Here is a 14,243-nt window from a genome sequence, read left to right on the forward strand (position 1 = left end):
CGCTGGAGGCCATTTTTGCTTGAAAACGCCGCATGTACCGCGGCACTGCATAATCCGCCCCTGGGGGCCCGCGCCGGGCGCCATCGACCAGGAGACTTGACGCCATGGCGCATGTAGTTGCCGTTTATCCCGGAACCTTCGACCCCATCACGCTGGGCCATGAAGATCTGGTGCGCCGCGCGGCGCAGCTGTTCGACCGCGTCATCGTGGCCGTCGCCATCGCGCACCACAAGAAGACCCTGTTCAGCCTGGACGAGCGCATGGACATGGCGCGCGAGGCGCTGAGCGACTGCCCCCAGGTGCGGGTCGAGCCCTTCGAGGGGCTGGTGACCGAATTCACGGCCGCGCGCGGCGGCACGGCCATGGTACGCGGCCTGCGCTCGGGTACGGACTTCGACTATGAATTCCAGCTCGCCGGCATGAACCGCGCGCTGGTGCCGCAGATCGAAACCGTGTTCCTGACCCCCAGCAGCCAGTACCAGTTCATCAGCAGCACGCTGGTGCGCGAGATCGCCATGCTGGGCGGCGACGTGGCGCAGTTCGTCTCGCCCACCGTCCTGCAGCGCCTGCTGGCCAAGGTGGGCAAGTCCTGACCCAGTGTTCCACGGCGCCGCACATGGCGCGGCGCCGTGGCTCCCTCCCCCCTTGCGGAGGAGGGCTGGGGAGGGGGGCTGCGGCGCTTGCGTGCGCGGGCGATGCAAGTGAGGCGCCTGGACTTCCCCTCTCCCGCGAGGGGAGAGGGGCTTGCTTACGGCCGCACGACGATGCTGTTGCGCACGCCACGCACGTTCTTGGTGGTGCGGGCAATGGACTCGGCGCGGTCCTTCTCGGCCTGCGACTTGGCGAAGCCCGACAGCTGGACGGTGCCGTTGAGCGTCTCGACGCTGATGGCGGCGGCTGAAACGCCCTTGTCCTCGGCCATCTTGGCCTTCACGGCCGTGGTGATGGCGGCGTCGTCCACATAGGAGCCCACCGTCTGCTGGTCCCGGGCCACTGAGCAGCCGGTGGAGACGATGGTGGCACCCGTCAGCAGGGCGAAGGCGATGGCGCTGGCGTATTTCATGTTGTGTCCTTTCGGGTTATGGAGTGATGACTCGGGTGCTTGGAGGAATCCCTCGCGGCCTGTTGCACCCTCCTGGCCGCGTGGGGTTGTGATCTGCCCGATCGGCTGGCGCCTGTTGCGCCGTGATGGCGGGCCCGTTCAGTGCCGTTCGCCGCTGCGGCGCGCCAGCATGACGGCGGTGGCGAAGGCCGCGCCAGCGGCAGCGGCGATCAGCAGCGAGGTGCCGGGCTTCTCGGACACGTAGCGGGTGGTGGTGTCGGCCGCCTGTCGGAGCTGGCGGCGGGCCCGGTCGCTCGTGTTGGCGCAGTAGGCGATGCCGCGGCTGGCGAGGTCCTGGGCCTTGGCCGCGATGTCGTCTATCCGCGGGTCCATGTCCTGGCGCAGGTGGTGTATGCGGCTGTCGGCCTTGTCCAGCGAGCGGTTGGCCATGTCGCGTGCGGACTGCACGGTATCGCTGGCGCCGTCGAGGATGTCGTCTGCGGCCTGGTGCGCCGTCTCCAATGCTTTCTTGGTCGTGGTCTGAACTGTCACGAATGTGTCCTTTCAGGGAAGATGCGAGGCACAGGCGTCTGCCTGCGAGCGATGCGGGTTCGGTCCTAGTTCTTCTTCAGCAGGCCGATGATGAAGCTCACCACGGCCATGATCACGAAGACGAAGAACAGGACCTTGGCGATGCCCACGGCGCCTGCGGCGATGCCGCCGAAGCCGAAGACTGCGGCCACCAGGGCGATGACCAGGAATACCACTGCGTAGTGCAACATGAGCAACTCCTTTTGTGCACGGGCGCATGGCGCCGCGCGGTTTGTGCATGCGCCTGAGCGCATACCTGAACTCTAAGTGTGGGAGTCGCCGCGCGGGGGCAGGTGGCGGGCGTGCGCTGGTGTAGGACGCCGCCGAACCGGCTCAGGCGATCCGGTGGGGCAGCACGGCGCTGACCAGGGTGCCCTCGCCGGGGGTGGAGCTCACGGTGAGACTCCCGCCCGCGGCCTCGACCCGGTGGCGCATGCCCAGCAGGCCATGGGCGTCGGCGCGGATGCGCGTGGTGTCGAAGCCCGCGCCGTCGTCGCGTACCTGCACCGAGACGTGGTTGGTGTGGTTGTGCACGCACACCAGCACCTTGCGGGCGTTGGCGTACTTGCCGATGTTGGTGAGCGACTCCTGCACCAGGCGGTAGACGGTGAGCTGCGCCGTGTCGGACAGGTGAGCCTCCTCCAGGCTGATCTCCACCTGCACGTTGCTGCTCTGGGCGAAGTCGCGCGTCAGGATTTCCAGCGAGGCCGTCAGGCCCAGGTTGGACAGCGAGGACGGGCGCAGGTTCTCGATGATGCGGCGCTTGAGGGCGATGCCGTTGTTGAGCGTTTCCGTGAGGTGCTGGATGCGCTCGGCATGCTCGGGCACCTGCATGTCGATCCTGGACTTGAGCCGGGCCACGTCCAGCTTGGCGGCCGTGAGCAGCGCGCCGAGCTCGTCGTGCAGTTCGCGCGCGAGGTGCGCGCGTTCGTCCTCGCGCACCTGCTGCAGGTGGTTGGCCAGTGCCGACAGCGAGGCCGTGCGCTCGCGCACCAGCTGCTCCAGGCGGTCGCGCTCGCGCGCCAGCACCTCTTGTTCGCGCTCGTTGGCCTCCTGCAGCGCATTGGTCTGGCGCAGGTACATGTAGAAGGCCAGCAGGCCGATCACGGCCACGGTGGCGATGCCGATGCGCGAGAGCATCAGGGAGTGCAGGATTTCCTGCGTGCTGCCCTGCGCCTGTTGCGCGCTGCGCTCGACCAGGCGGGCGGCAATGGCGCGTATGGCGTCCATGTTGTCCTTGCCCACGTCGGTGGACAGAACGAACTTCCAGGCGTCGTCGTTGTTCTGGCGCCGCAGGTTCAGGCTCAGGTCCAGCTCGGACAGCTTGCGCGCGATCTGCTGCGACAGCTGCGCGAAGTCGGCCTGGTCCTGCGGCAGCCGCTGGTAGGTCTGGCGCAGCTCGTCGAGGTTGGAGTTGATCGTGGCCACGGCCTCGTTGTAGGGCTGCAGGTAGCGGTCGTCTCCGGTCAGGAGGTAGCCGCGCAGGCCGGTCTCGGCGTTCAGCATGTTCTGCAGCAGCCGGTCCAGCGCGGTGCGTGTGGCGTGCGAGCGGGCCAAGTCCCCGACGGCATCGTGCGAGCGCATGTACCCGGTCTCGTTGATGCCGACCAGCAGGACCACCGCCAGCAGGGCTGCCGGCAGGCTGATGGCCATCTTGCGCAAGCGGGACCAGATCATGTTCGAGCTTCTCCAGGGTGGTGGTGGGCCGAATTGCATATCATCACCCTGTAACGTTACTGAGGTGTCATGGTTGGCACCGCGTCCGGCAATCCTGAAAGAGGGTTAGATGATCAAGATCGGCATTGTGGATGACCACGCGATAGTGCGTTCCGGTCTGCGGCAGTTTTTCTCCGAGCACGTGGACCTGCGCGTGGTGGGCGAGGCCGCGAATGGCCGCGAGGCCATCGACCTGGTGCGCGCGCAGGAGATCGACGTGCTGGTGATGGACCTGTCCATGCCCGGGCAAAGCGGCCTGGATGCGCTGGCCATGCTGCGCGCCAAGGCGCCGGACATGGGCATCCTGATCCTGAGCGGCTACCCGGAGGAGCATTACGCCATCAACTTGATCCGCCAGGGCGCGAGCGGCTACCTCAACAAGGAATGCGACCCCAAGGAGATCGTCGAGGCCATCCGCGCCATTGCCCTGGGGCGCCGCTATTTGACGCCGGCCGTGGCCGAGCTGCTGGCGCAGCAGCTCAACCGCAAGGGCGACGCGCCGCCGCACGAGCAGCTGTCAGAGCGCGAGTTCCAGGTGTTCCTCAAGCTCGCCCGGGGCGAGACGGCCGGGGACATCGCCAAGTCCCTGTCGCTCAGCGTCAAGACCGTGAGCACCTACCGCACGCGGCTCATGGAGAAGATGGGGCTGTCGTCCAACAGCGACCTCACCTATTACGCGCTCAAGAACAGGCTGATCGATTGACCGGTGCCCCGGCGGCGGCCGCGCGCTGCGTGCCATGCACGATGCAGTAGTCCACCAGCGCATCGATCTCGTTGGACTTGTCGAACACCGCGTCCACGCCGAGCTGCGCGCAGCGCATGCGCACGTCGGGCGTGGCGTAGTTGCTGAGCACCACCATCTTCTGCTCGCTTGCGCGGTCGCGGCATGCGGCCAGCACGCCCAGGCCGCTGCCCTGGCGCAGGAACAGGTCGACGATGGCCAGATCCCACTGCGAGGCGTGCGCGGTGAGCCATTCCTTGCCCTCGTCCTCCGTCTCGGCGATCCCGACCGCCTGCACCTCGGCCAGTTCTTCCAGGGTTCCGATCAGGTTCTCGCGGATGGTGGCGTTGTCTTCGACGATGTAGGTGCGCAGTTTCACGAGGGATTCCAGTCCGGTCCGGTGTAGAGGGCCAGGGAAGCTACTGTAGAAGGATGGAGGGCGCCATGGTGCCAGCAGCCGCGGGCTGCCGTCGTAGGTGCATTCCTACCCGGCCTGCGCGTGCAGCGCGCCGCAGACGGGGCAGGCGGGGTCACGCTCCGTGCGCATCTCGGTCCATTGCATGTCGCGGCCGTCGAGCATCAGGAGGCGCCCGGCCAGCGGCCGGCCCACTCCGGCGATGAGCTTGAGCGCCTCGGCAGCCTGCATGGTGCCGATGATGCCCACCATGGGGGCGAACACGCCCATGGTGGAGCAGGCGACCTCGTCGAACCGGGCATCGGGCGGGAACAGGCAGGCGTAGCAGGGCGTGTCGCCCCGGCGTGGGTCGTAGACCGAGATCTGGCCGTCGAAGCGGATCGCGGCGCCGGCCACCAGCGGCCTGGCGCTGCGCACGCAGGCCGCGTTGATGGCCTGGCGCGTGCGGTAATTGTCGGTGCAGTCGAGCACCACGTCCGCCTGGGCCACGAGCCGGTCCAGCGCCTGCGCGTCCACGCGCTGGCGCAGGGCGTGCACGCTGACCAGGGGGTTGATGGCGTGCACGGCCTGGGCGGCGGACTCGACCTTGGACTGGCCCACGCGCTCGGTGGTGTGGGCGATCTGGCGCTGCAGGTTGGTCAGGTCCACCACGTCGTCGTCCACCAGCGTGAGGCGCCCCACGCCGGCCGAGCCCAGGAACAGCGCCGCCGGCGAGCCCAGACCGCCGGCGCCCACGATCAGCACATGCGCGGCCAGGATGCGTTCCTGCCCCTCGATGCCGATCTCGTCGAGCAGGATGTGGCGCGAGTAGCGCAGGAGTTGGTCGTCGTTCATGGCGTGGCGGGCGTGAAAAAGGCCGGGCTCCGCATGAGGCCCGGCCTGGGTGGAGGGAGAACGGGTGTCAGTTGTCCTTCTTCTCTTCCTTGCGCTCGGTCAGCGTCTTGCTGGCCACCACCGTGCGTCCCTTGAGCTGGTTCAGTGCCTGGGCCAGCTGGAAGTCCTTGTCGGAGCCGAACTCGGGCAGCTTGCGCTCGGCGATGGGCTTCTTGGACTCTTCCTCCAGGCGCTTGCGGGCTTCCTCGCGCGCTTTCTCGCGCGCCGCGTCCTTGACCTCCTCGCCCTGGCCGCTGGTCAGGTGCTTCTCCAGGTCGGCCTCGCGCATGCGCAGCGAGGCGTAGACGTCGCCCTCGGCCGTTTCGTCGAGCATGACGTCGGGCACGATGCCCTTGGCCTGGATCGACTTGCCGCTGGGCGTGTAGTAGCGCGCCGTGGTCAGCTTGATGCCCGTGTCGGGGCCGAGCGGGCGCACGGTCTGCACCGAGCCCTTGCCGAAGGTCTGGCTGCCCATGATGGTGGCGCGCTTGTGGTCCTGCAGCGCGCCGGCGACGATCTCGCTGGCCGAGGCCGAGCCTTCGTTGACCAGCACCACCAGCGGCACGGTCTTGATGGCGGCGGGCAGGCGCTTGAGCGGGTCGCCGCTGCCGCGGCGCTGGTAGAACTCGGGCGCGGCCTTGAACGTGGCCTTGCTCTCGGCCAACTGGCCGTTGGTGGAAACCACCGTCACGTTCTCGGGCAGGAAGGCGGCGGACACGGCCACAGCCGCGTCGAGCAGGCCGCCCGGGTCGTTGCGCAGGTCGAGCACCAGGCCCTTCAGGCGCGGCTCCTGCTTGTAGACCTCTTCCACCTTGCGCACGAAGTCGTCCACCGTGCGTTCCTGGAACTGCGACAGGCGGATCCAGGCGTAGCCGGGCTCGACGACCTTGGCCTTGACCGACTGGGTCTTGATCTCCTCGCGCGTGATGGTCACGGGAAAGCTGCGGCTCTCGTCCTTGCGCAGGATGGTCAGCGTGACCTTGGTGTTGGGCTCGCCGCGCATGCGCTTGACGGCCTCGTTGAGCGTCAGGCCCTTGACGGCCGTGTCGTCGATCTTGGTGATCAGGTCGTTGGTCTTGAGGCCCGCGCGGTCGGCAGGCGAGCCCTCGATGGGCGAGACGATCTTGATCAGGCCGTCCTCCTGCGTGATCTCTATGCCCACGCCCACGAAGCGGCCCGTCGTGCCCTCGCGGAATTCCTTGAAGGACTTCTTGTCGAAATACTGCGAATGCGGGTCCAGGCTGGAAACCATGCCGGCGATGGCGTCGGTGATGAGCTTCTTGTCATCGACCGGCTCCACGTAGTCGGTTTTGATCAGTCCGAACACGGCCGACAGCTGCTGGATCTCTTCCAGCGGCAGCGGCGCCATCGCGCCGCGCGCCACGGTCTGCAGCGACACCGTGGTGAGGGCCCCGGCCACGACTCCGACCGATATCCATCCCGCAATTTTCAGTTTGTGGCCCATAAAACACCTTTACCGCTTCGAACCAATATACACCTTGGAAGTGCACGGCTGCGGGCAGTTCCCGCGCTTCTGCCCATTTTTTAGGCTCAGGCCTTGCCCTGCGCGGCCACGGCGGCGGCGGCCTTGGCGGCGGCCTCGGCGTCGCCCAGGTAGTAGCTGCGCAGGGGCTTGAGTTCCGCGTCCAGCTCGTACACCAGCGGGATGCCGTTGGGGATGTTCAGCCCCACGATGTCTTGGTCGGAGATGCCGTCCAGGTACTTGACCAGCGCGCGGATGGAGTTGCCGTGCGCTGCGATCAGCACACGCTTGCCCGAGCGGATCGTTGGCGCGATGGCTTCGTTCCAGTAGGGCAGCACGCGCGCCACCGTGTCCTTGAGGCACTCGGTCAGCGGCACCTGCTCGGGCGCCAGGCCCGCGTAGCGGATGTCGCCGCGCTCGCAGCGCGGGTCGGTGGGCTCCAGGGCCGGCGGCGGCGTGTCGTAGCTGCGGCGCCACACCAGCACCTGCGCGTCGCCGTACTGCTTGGCCATGTCGGCCTTGTTCAGGCCCTGCAGCGCGCCGTAGTGGCGCTCGTTCAGGCGCCAGCTGTGCTCCACGGGCAGCCAGGTGCGGTCCATCTCGTCCAGACAGTGCCACAGCGTGCGCGTGGCGCGCTTCAGGACGCTGGTGTAGGCCAGGTCGAACTCGTAGCCCTCGGCCTTGAGCAGGCGGCCGGCGTTCTTGGCCTGTTCGATGCCGGTTTCGGTCAGATCCACGTCGGTCCAGCCGGTGAAACGGTTTTCGAGATTCCACGTGGATTCGCCGTGGCGGATCAGAACGAGTTTGTGCATGGTGTCCCTAGGGCGTTCAGGTCAAAACCCATCATTTTAGAATCACGTGCTTTGCTTCCTTCCAAGGACCCCCGTGAACTTCATCCTCGACAACTGGTATTTGGTCTTCCTCGCGCTGGCCTCGGGCGTCATGCTCCTGATGCCCGTGCTCAAGGGCGCGGGGGCCGGCTCGCTGAGCGCGGCGCAGGCCGTGCAGCTCATCAACCGCGAGAAGGCGATCGTCATCGACGTGTGCGAGCCCGAGGAATTCGCCGCGGGCCATGTGGGCGGCGCCAGGAACATTCCCCTGGGACAGCTGCAGGAGCGCCTGCCCCAGGTCGCCAAGAACAAGGCCGTGCCGCTCATCCTGGTGTGCGCCAAGGGCGCGCGCGCCTCGCGCGCCGCGTCCATCGCCAAGGGCCTGGGCTACGACAGGGCGCAGGCCCTGGCCGGCGGCCTGAGCGCCTGGCGCGAGGCCAACATGCCGGTGGAAAAGGCCTGATCCGGCTCTATTCGCATTCTGTTGTTTCCCGTGAAAGGTCGCCTTGCCATGCAAGCCGTGAAGATGTACACCACCGCCGTGTGTCCCTACTGCATCCGCGCCAAGCAGCTGCTCAAGTCCAAGGGCGTGGAGCAGATCGAGGAGATCCGCGTGGATGCCGACCCGGCGGCGCGCGTGCACATGATGGAGATCACCGGCCGGCGCACCGTGCCGCAGATCTTCATTGGCGACACCCATGTGGGCGGGTATGACGACCTCGCGGCGCTGGACGGCCGCGGCGGCCTGATGCCACTGCTGGGCGCCCTGACTTAGCCGGCCCGGATGCATCACCCGGGCGTTGCATAATGCGTCCCAAGTTGCCCGCTGCGGGAGCCTTTCCCGGGCGGGCTTTGTTTTGACCGAAAGACCGAGACCATGGCCACCGAAGAAACCCCCGTGTTCCAGATCCAGCGCGTGTACCTGAAGGACCTGTCGCTGGAGCAGCCCAATTCCCCCGCCATCCTGCTCGAACAGGAGCAGCCCAGCGTGGACATCCAGCTCGGCGTCCAGGCCACGCCCGTCGCCGAGGGCATCTTCGAGGTCGCCGTGACGGCCACCGTGCAGACCAAGATCAAGGACAAGACCGTGTTCCTGGTCGAGGCCAAGCAGGCCGGCATCTTCGAGATCCGCAACGTGCCCGAGGAGCAGATGGGCGCCATCGTGGGCATCGCCTGTCCGCAGATCATCTACCCCTACCTGCGCGGCAACGTGGCCGACACCATCACGCGCGCGGGCTTCCCGCCCGTGCACCTGGCGGAAATCAACTTCCAGGCCATGTACGAGCAGCAGCAGGCCGCCGCGGCCGAGGCAGGCAACGGCGCCACGCAGTAAGTCGGTACATCGGGCGATTGGAGGTATTTTTGGTCTTCAGTGCCCGCGTAGCAAGCGTGATAAGCTATGAAAATCGTAGTCCTCGGCGCCGGTGCCTGGGGTACGGCCATGGCCATGAGCGCCGCCGCGCATGCGGTCGGCCATGACGTGACCCTGTGGGCGCGGGACGCGCAGCAGGCCGCCGGCATGCAGGTCGCGCGCAGCAACCAGCGCTATCTGCCCGGCCTGGCATTCCCGCCCAGCCTGCGGGTGCAGGCGGGCGATGCCCGCGCGCTCGCGGACCAGGCAGAACTCGTCATCATCGGCACGCCCATGGCGGCGCTGCGCGGCATGCTGCTGCTGCTGCGGGACTGCGCCGCGCCCATCGCCTGGCTGTGCAAGGGCTTCGAGGCGGACACGGGCCTGATGGCCCATGAGGTCTGCGCCGAAGTGGCGCCGCAGCTGGCCAGCGGCGCCTTCAGCGGCCCGAGCTTCGCCCAGGAGGTGGCGCGCGGGCAGCCCAGCGCCCTCGTCGCCGCAAGCCGCCATGCCCGCGTGCGCGATGCGCTCGTGGCGGCCTTCCACGGCCCCGCGCTGCGTGTCTATGCCAGCGAGGACATCGTGGGCGTGGAGGTGGGCGGCGCGGTCAAGAACGTGCTGGCCATCGCCACGGGCCTGTGCGACGGCCTGCAGCTGGGCCTGAACGCGCGCGCGGCCCTGATCACGCGCGGCCTGGCCGAGATGACCCGCCTGGGCCTGGCACTGGGTGCGCGGCCCGATACCTTCATGGGCCTGTCGGGCCTGGGCGACCTGGTGCTGACCGCCACGGGTGACCTCTCGCGCAACCGCCGCGTGGGCCTGTTGCTGGCCGAGGGCAAGAGCCTGCAGCAGGCGGTCGATTCGCTGGGACACGTGGCCGAGGGGGTGTACAGCGCCCGCACCGTGGTGCAGCGCGCGCGCGCCGCGGGCGTGGAGATGCCGATCGCCGAATGCGTGCTGGCTCTGCTCGACGGCCGGCTGCGCGCAACCGACGCCGTGGCCCGCCTGATGGAGCGCGAGCCTACGGTGGAGCGGCTCTGAGGCCGTGAGCATTGCGCGCGCCGCCGCGTCTGCTGGAAGACGCGCACGGGGCGGCGCTTGAATCCTCCCATTTCTTGGCGTAGCCTGCACTTCTCGCAAACTCCGAGGGGACATGCCATGCCGTATCCCACCTTGCCGGTCGTGCTGTCTGCCGCAGCCGTGCTGGCTGCCTGCGCGCCCATGTCCGCGCAGGCCCCGGGCGATGCCGGGTCCCATGCCATGGGGTTTTTTGTCACCAGCGGCAATCCCGGGCGCGGAGGCGATCTGGGGGGCATCGAAGGGGCTGACCGCTACTGCCAGGCGCTGGCGAGCGGCGTGGGCGCCGGTGCGCGCATCTGGCGGGCCTACCTGAGCACGGTGGCCACGGTCGCAGGCCCGCCGGTCAACGCGCGCGACCGCATCGGCACCGGCCCCTGGTACAACGCCAAGGGCGTGCTGATCGCCCGCAACGTAGAGGAACTGCACGGCGCCAACCACGTCAGCAAGCAGACCGCGCTGACGGAGAAGGGCGAGGTGCTCAGTGGACGGGGCGATGCGGTCAACATGCACGACATCCTGACCGGCTCGCTGCCCGATGGCCGAGCCTCCGCCGCCGCCAGCGACACCACCTGTGGCAACTGGACGCATGACGGCGCTGGCTCGGCACTGGTAGGCCACCATGACCGTATGGGGCTGGACGACAGCGTCGCGGCCAAGTCATGGAACTCCTCGCATGCCTCGCGCGGCTGCGGCATGGATGCCCTCAAGGCCACGGGCGGGGCGGGCCGGCTGTACTGCTTTGCCGCCGATACGCCGGCGGTGCCGCCGGCGGTGCCCTCCGGGCGCGCCATGGGCGGCGCGTCGGGCTATTGACGCGGGGCTTGCCAGCCCGCCCGCCGGCTATTGCGTTACCCGGAAACCCGATTTTTCGACGATGGGCCGCAGCGCTTCGCGCTGCGTCTTGGCCAGCCTGGCAACCTCGGCACCGGGCCTGCCGGTGGTGACGAGGCCGATCCGGACCATTTTCTCGGCGAACTCGGGGTCCTGGACGATGTCGATCATCGTTTTTTCCAGTTTGCTCACCACGGACTTGGGCACGCCGGCAGGAACGAAGGCCGCATACCAGCTGGCTGCGTTTTCAAATCCCGGAACGCCCTGCTCGAGAAACGTGGGGACGCCGGGAATGAGCCTGGAGCGCTCCGTGCCGGGAACCCCCAGGTATTTGATTTTCCCGGCCTTCACCAGCTCGCCCGCAGAAGCGACCGTGTCCATGCCGACGGGAAGCACGCCGCCAATTTCGTCGGTCAGCATGGGTGGAGCGCCCTTGTAGGCGACGGGTGTCAAATTCAAACCCATCTGCTGATTCAACTGCAGCAGGCCGAAGTGGAACACGCCGCCCAACGTCACCATGCCCACGCCGGTGTCTTTGGGGTTCTTTTTGATCCAGTCCACATATTCCCGCATCGAGGAAAAGGGGCTGTTGACCGAGGTGGTGGCCACCAACGGCGTATCGGCCAGCAACGCCACCGGGACGAGATCCTTGTCGGGGTCGAACGGCAGTTTGTCGTAGGTCAGTGGCTGGGAGACGAATGGCGGCGCCGGGCTGATCAGGATGGTGTTGCCATCCGCTGGTGAACGCTTCACCGTCATCAGGGCAATCTGGGTACCGGCCCCGGGCTTGTTGTCCACGATGACTGTTTTGCCCAGGTCGGTGCGCAGTTTTTCGGCCATGGCGCGCGACATGCTGTCCAATGCGCCGCCCGCAGGAAAGCCTATGACGATTTTGATCGGTGTATTGGATTGATCCTGCGCGACTGCGGCATGGGCCACAAGCGCGGCGCCCAGCGCGATGCCGGTGATTTTGGCGATGGATGAATGGAACATGTCTCTTCGCTCCCGGGGTTGGTGAAATTGCCTAATGCATCTGGATGGCATGCGTCACCAGCGTCAGTCCGCTGACGACCAGCAGGGCGCAGATCAGCTTGCGCAAAAGCTCGGGCGGCACGCGCCGCGCCCAGTGGTGGCCCATCACCACGCCGGCGGCGGCCACGGCGATCAGCACCAGCCAGCGCAGCCACAGGTCGGCATGGGACAGGCGCCCCGCGACGCCCATGGTCAGCAGTACCGAGCAGGCGCTGGCGGTGATCACCACCGGGGTACTGGCACGCAGCGCCAGCACGTCGGGCAGGCGCCGGCTCAGCCATGCAACTACCAGTGGGCCGGCGGTGCCGAACAGGATCTCCACCAAGCCAATCGCGCCGCCCGCGGCATGGCTCCAGGGGGCGGCCAGCTGCCGGCGCCGTGGCGCGGCGGTGCGCAGTGCCTGTGCACCCACCGCCGCTACGTACAGCCCCAGGGCCAGCAGGGGCCAGCGGCTGGCCAATTGCGTGGAGAGCCACAGGCCGGCCAAGGCGCCCACCACCATGCCGGGCAGCAGGCGCCGCAGCTCGGCGAAGTTCACGTGGCGCAGGTTCAGTCCGCCCAGCAGCAGCGAGGCCGGCACATCCAGCAGCAGGACCAGGGGCACCACTTCCGCCAAGGGCCAGCGCCACGCCAGCAGGGGCACGATGACCAGGGCCGAGCCGAAGCCCGTGATCCCCAGCACCACGTAGCCCAGCAGCACGACGGCCGCGGGGTAGAGTAGTTCGTTCACACCTTGTCCGCAGGTCAGGCGCAGGCTGGCGCCCAGCCGTCCGCATGGGCCGGAGTGGCGTCGGCATCCAGCGGGTACATAGGGCGGCTCAGGTGCTTGAATGGAAACAGGTCGTAGTCCGAGCTGCAGACGCCGGGCCCGCTGACGAGCACGACGTGCCTGGCGAAGGGCCCGAACCCGGCGCGGAAATGCTGGCGCGACTTGAGCAGCACATATCTGGACTGCGCGGGGTCCACACCGGCGTGGGTGAACACGCCCGTGTCGTAGGGTTCCTGGGGCCGCTCGCAGATGAAGACCAGCACCGTTCCCACGCGCAGCACGGCCGTGCGGCCCAGGCTTTGGCGCACGCCGGTGAACATGGGGCCGGTCACGGTGTATTCGCCATCCGTCAGGCGTTCCACCACGCCCGTCAGGCGCAGCGGGCGTCCCTTCAGGCCCAGGGCCGGCATGTCGGTCTTGCCGCCCACGTCCACAGTGACCTCGGCGCCCACGCCGCGCTCGAACAGCGTGGCCACCGTGGCGGGGTCCCAGAAGGGGCCGGCGACCACGTCTTCCAGGCCTTGCCTCAGCATCTCTTCGAGCACGTCCATGATGTCGGTGACGCCGCCGGCGCCACAGTTGTCGCCGTGGTCGATCAGCAGGACCGGGCCTTGCTCCAGGGTCTTGGCATGGGCGATCGCCTGCGGCACGGGCTCGCTCGGGAACACGAAGTCCGCGCGGCGCGACCAGGCCAGGTCGCATAGCTCGTCGAGCAGGCGCTGGCCTGCATCGAGCCTGCCGCGCTCGGCGGCGATGACCACCGACAGGCCGGCATAGGGGATATCCGACAGCGGAAAGCCGCCGAAGACCGATGCATTGCACACCTCGCCATCGCGCTCGGCCTGCATGGCCCGGTCCATGATGTCCTTCATGGGCTGCATGGCCGGCGTCTGGCGCAGCATGTGCGTGAGCATGGGCAGGCGGCGCCACAGCAGCACGGGCTGGCTGCGGCCTTCCAGCCGGGCGCGGATGCTGCGGGCCACGCGGGCGCCGGTTTCGTAGATGTCCACGTGCGGATAGGTGCAGTAGCCGGCGATCACCGTGGCGTTGCGGATCAGCTCGCTGCTGAAGTTGGCATGGAAATCCAGCGCCACGCCAATGGGTAGCCCCGGCGGGGTGCAGGCGCGCAGGCGGCGCAGCAGCTCGCCTTCGGCGTCAGGGTAGCCGTCCGCCACCATGGCGCCGTGCAGGTCCAGCAGGATCGCGTCGCAGCCCTGCGAGGCGCTGCGCACCACGGCGTCGCACAGGTGCTCGAAGGCCTCGCGCGCCACCACGCCGCTGGGCACGGCGTTTGCGTACATGGCGAAGTCCACCTCGGCCCCCATCTCCCGCGCCATGTCGAGATAGGCGGTGGCGGCATTCTTCGTGCCTTCGCAGGCCTGGCGCGCCGCCTCGCCATAGGCCGGGCCATTGCCGGTGCCGCGGCGGAAGTCGCCGAGCACGGTGGGGATGGGCGAGAACGTATTTGTCTCGTGGCGCATCAGGGCGATGACAAACTTCATGGCTCGA

The 14,243-nt window shown here is 67.9% G+C and carries 18 protein-coding genes; 7 read left to right on the forward strand and 11 right to left on the reverse strand.

All coding sequences use genetic code 11. The features are described from left to right. Window positions 1–104: 104 nt before the first annotated feature. Entirely contained in the window at window positions 105–593 is a 489-nt protein-coding gene (coaD, locus tag ALIDE2_RS04940; protein WP_013520247.1) for a pantetheine-phosphate adenylyltransferase, read from the forward strand. 155 nt (window positions 594–748) lie between these two features. On the opposite strand, the gene ALIDE2_RS04945 is transcribed toward coaD, so the two are convergent. The 4 genes from ALIDE2_RS04945 to ALIDE2_RS04960 form a co-directional block, all read right to left on the reverse strand. Beyond that, window positions 749–1,063, reverse strand: a complete 315-nt coding sequence (locus ALIDE2_RS04945) for a BON domain-containing protein (RefSeq protein WP_013520246.1) — start codon at window positions 1,061–1,063, stop codon at window positions 749–751. A gap of 138 nt (window positions 1,064–1,201) precedes the next feature. Further along, window positions 1,202–1,594, reverse strand: coding sequence for a hypothetical protein (locus ALIDE2_RS04950; RefSeq protein WP_013520245.1), 393 nt, complete (start codon window positions 1,592–1,594; stop codon window positions 1,202–1,204). Between the two features lie 65 nt (window positions 1,595–1,659). After that, window positions 1,660–1,824 carry a DUF1328 domain-containing protein gene (locus tag ALIDE2_RS24210; RefSeq protein ID WP_013520244.1) on the reverse strand — a complete coding sequence of 55 codons (165 nt, stop codon included), beginning with the start codon at window positions 1,822–1,824 and terminating at the stop codon, window positions 1,660–1,662. Between the two features lie 142 nt (window positions 1,825–1,966). Next, the gene (locus ALIDE2_RS04960; RefSeq protein WP_013520243.1) at window positions 1,967–3,310 is read right to left on the reverse strand and encodes a sensor histidine kinase; all 1,344 of its coding nucleotides are present in this window, start codon (window positions 3,308–3,310) and stop codon (window positions 1,967–1,969) included. 109 nt (window positions 3,311–3,419) lie between these two features. Here ALIDE2_RS04960 and ALIDE2_RS04965 point away from each other — a divergent pair, with 109 nt between their 5' ends. Beyond that, window positions 3,420–4,052 carry a response regulator gene (locus ALIDE2_RS04965; protein ID WP_013520242.1) on the forward strand — a complete coding sequence of 211 codons (633 nt, stop codon included), beginning with the start codon at window positions 3,420–3,422 and terminating at the stop codon, window positions 4,050–4,052. On the opposite strand, the gene ALIDE2_RS04970 is transcribed toward ALIDE2_RS04965, so the two are convergent. The 4 genes from ALIDE2_RS04970 to gpmA form a co-directional block, all read right to left on the reverse strand. Beyond that, on the reverse strand, window positions 4,030–4,449 hold the full coding sequence (locus ALIDE2_RS04970) for a response regulator (RefSeq protein ID WP_013721534.1): 420 nt from the start codon (window positions 4,447–4,449) through the stop codon (window positions 4,030–4,032). The two genes, ALIDE2_RS04965 and ALIDE2_RS04970, sit on opposite strands and share 23 nt — an antisense overlap. A 105-nt stretch (window positions 4,450–4,554) precedes the next feature. Then, window positions 4,555–5,319 carry a HesA/MoeB/ThiF family protein gene (locus tag ALIDE2_RS04975; protein ID WP_013520240.1) on the reverse strand — a complete coding sequence of 255 codons (765 nt, stop codon included), beginning with the start codon at window positions 5,317–5,319 and terminating at the stop codon, window positions 4,555–4,557. 67 nt (window positions 5,320–5,386) lie between these two features. After that, the gene (locus ALIDE2_RS04980; protein WP_013520239.1) at window positions 5,387–6,823 is read right to left on the reverse strand and encodes a S41 family peptidase; all 1,437 of its coding nucleotides are present in this window, start codon (window positions 6,821–6,823) and stop codon (window positions 5,387–5,389) included. Window positions 6,824–6,909: 86 nt separating this feature from the next. Next, the gene (gpmA, locus tag ALIDE2_RS04985) at window positions 6,910–7,653 is read right to left on the reverse strand and encodes a 2,3-diphosphoglycerate-dependent phosphoglycerate mutase (RefSeq protein WP_013520238.1); all 744 of its coding nucleotides are present in this window, start codon (window positions 7,651–7,653) and stop codon (window positions 6,910–6,912) included. A gap of 73 nt (window positions 7,654–7,726) precedes the next feature. Here gpmA and ALIDE2_RS04990 point away from each other — a divergent pair, with 73 nt between their 5' ends. The 5 genes from ALIDE2_RS04990 to ALIDE2_RS05010 all read left to right on the forward strand — a co-directional run bounded on the left by ALIDE2_RS04990 (window position 7,727) and on the right by ALIDE2_RS05010 (window position 10,915). After that, on the forward strand, window positions 7,727–8,134 hold the full coding sequence (locus ALIDE2_RS04990; RefSeq protein WP_013520237.1) for a rhodanese-like domain-containing protein: 408 nt from the start codon (window positions 7,727–7,729) through the stop codon (window positions 8,132–8,134). Between the two features lie 48 nt (window positions 8,135–8,182). Beyond that, window positions 8,183–8,446 carry a glutaredoxin 3 gene (gene grxC, locus ALIDE2_RS04995; RefSeq protein ID WP_013721535.1) on the forward strand — a complete coding sequence of 88 codons (264 nt, stop codon included), beginning with the start codon at window positions 8,183–8,185 and terminating at the stop codon, window positions 8,444–8,446. Between the two features lie 102 nt (window positions 8,447–8,548). Then, a complete protein-coding gene (gene secB, locus ALIDE2_RS05000) occupies window positions 8,549–9,004 on the forward strand; it encodes a protein-export chaperone SecB (protein ID WP_013520235.1) in 456 nt (151 codons plus the stop codon). A 66-nt stretch (window positions 9,005–9,070) separates the two neighbouring features. Continuing rightward, window positions 9,071–10,063, forward strand: a complete 993-nt coding sequence (locus ALIDE2_RS05005; protein ID WP_013520234.1) for an NAD(P)H-dependent glycerol-3-phosphate dehydrogenase — start codon at window positions 9,071–9,073, stop codon at window positions 10,061–10,063. A 117-nt stretch (window positions 10,064–10,180) separates the two neighbouring features. Beyond that, window positions 10,181–10,915, forward strand: a complete 735-nt coding sequence (locus tag ALIDE2_RS05010) for a hypothetical protein (RefSeq protein ID WP_013721536.1) — start codon at window positions 10,181–10,183, stop codon at window positions 10,913–10,915. A 27-nt stretch (window positions 10,916–10,942) separates the two neighbouring features. Here the strand turns inward: ALIDE2_RS05010 and ALIDE2_RS05015 are convergent, their stop codons facing one another. From ALIDE2_RS05015 to ALIDE2_RS05025, 3 genes are read right to left on the reverse strand one after another with little or no spacing between them, the layout of a single operon-like run. Next, complete coding sequence (locus ALIDE2_RS05015; RefSeq protein WP_013721537.1) at window positions 10,943–11,926, reverse strand: tripartite tricarboxylate transporter substrate-binding protein; 984 nt, start codon at window positions 11,924–11,926, stop codon at window positions 10,943–10,945. Between the two features lie 31 nt (window positions 11,927–11,957). Further along, window positions 11,958–12,695, reverse strand: coding sequence for a sulfite exporter TauE/SafE family protein (locus ALIDE2_RS05020; RefSeq protein ID WP_013520231.1), 738 nt, complete (start codon window positions 12,693–12,695; stop codon window positions 11,958–11,960). Window positions 12,696–12,709: 14 nt separating this feature from the next. Beyond that, window positions 12,710–14,236, reverse strand: a complete 1,527-nt coding sequence (locus ALIDE2_RS05025) for a M81 family metallopeptidase (RefSeq protein ID WP_013721538.1) — start codon at window positions 14,234–14,236, stop codon at window positions 12,710–12,712. Window positions 14,237–14,243 lie beyond the last annotated feature (7 nt).

Origin of the sequence: Alicycliphilus denitrificans K601 (assembly GCF_000204645.1) — a bacterium.
Classification (GTDB): domain Bacteria; phylum Pseudomonadota; class Gammaproteobacteria; order Burkholderiales; family Burkholderiaceae_C; genus Alicycliphilus; species Alicycliphilus denitrificans.

Excerpts from the sequence above, each read along its gene's own strand:
- coaD (WP_013520247.1), top strand. The coding sequence starts at position 105 with ATGGCGCATGTAGTTGCCGTTTATCCCGGAACCTTCGACCCCATCACG.
- ALIDE2_RS04945 (WP_013520246.1), bottom strand. The coding sequence starts at position 1,063 with ATGAAATACGCCAGCGCCATCGCCTTCGCCCTGCTGACGGGTGCCACC.
- ALIDE2_RS24210 (WP_013520244.1), bottom strand. The coding sequence starts at position 1,824 with ATGTTGCACTACGCAGTGGTATTCCTGGTCATCGCCCTGGTGGCCGCA.
- ALIDE2_RS04960 (WP_013520243.1), bottom strand. The coding sequence starts at position 3,310 with ATGATCTGGTCCCGCTTGCGCAAGATGGCCATCAGCCTGCCGGCAGCC.
- ALIDE2_RS04965 (WP_013520242.1), top strand. The coding sequence starts at position 3,420 with ATGATCAAGATCGGCATTGTGGATGACCACGCGATAGTGCGTTCCGGT.
- ALIDE2_RS04975 (WP_013520240.1), bottom strand. The coding sequence starts at position 5,319 with ATGAACGACGACCAACTCCTGCGCTACTCGCGCCACATCCTGCTCGAC.
- ALIDE2_RS04980 (WP_013520239.1), bottom strand. The coding sequence starts at position 6,823 with ATGGGCCACAAACTGAAAATTGCGGGATGGATATCGGTCGGAGTCGTG.
- gpmA (WP_013520238.1), bottom strand. The coding sequence starts at position 7,653 with ATGCACAAACTCGTTCTGATCCGCCACGGCGAATCCACGTGGAATCTC.
- grxC (WP_013721535.1), top strand. The coding sequence starts at position 8,183 with ATGCAAGCCGTGAAGATGTACACCACCGCCGTGTGTCCCTACTGCATC.
- secB (WP_013520235.1), top strand. The coding sequence starts at position 8,549 with ATGGCCACCGAAGAAACCCCCGTGTTCCAGATCCAGCGCGTGTACCTG.
- ALIDE2_RS05005 (WP_013520234.1), top strand. The coding sequence starts at position 9,071 with ATGAAAATCGTAGTCCTCGGCGCCGGTGCCTGGGGTACGGCCATGGCC.
- ALIDE2_RS05010 (WP_013721536.1), top strand. The coding sequence starts at position 10,181 with ATGCCGTATCCCACCTTGCCGGTCGTGCTGTCTGCCGCAGCCGTGCTG.
- ALIDE2_RS05015 (WP_013721537.1), bottom strand. The coding sequence starts at position 11,926 with ATGTTCCATTCATCCATCGCCAAAATCACCGGCATCGCGCTGGGCGCC.
- ALIDE2_RS05025 (WP_013721538.1), bottom strand. The coding sequence starts at position 14,236 with ATGAAGTTTGTCATCGCCCTGATGCGCCACGAGACAAATACGTTCTCG.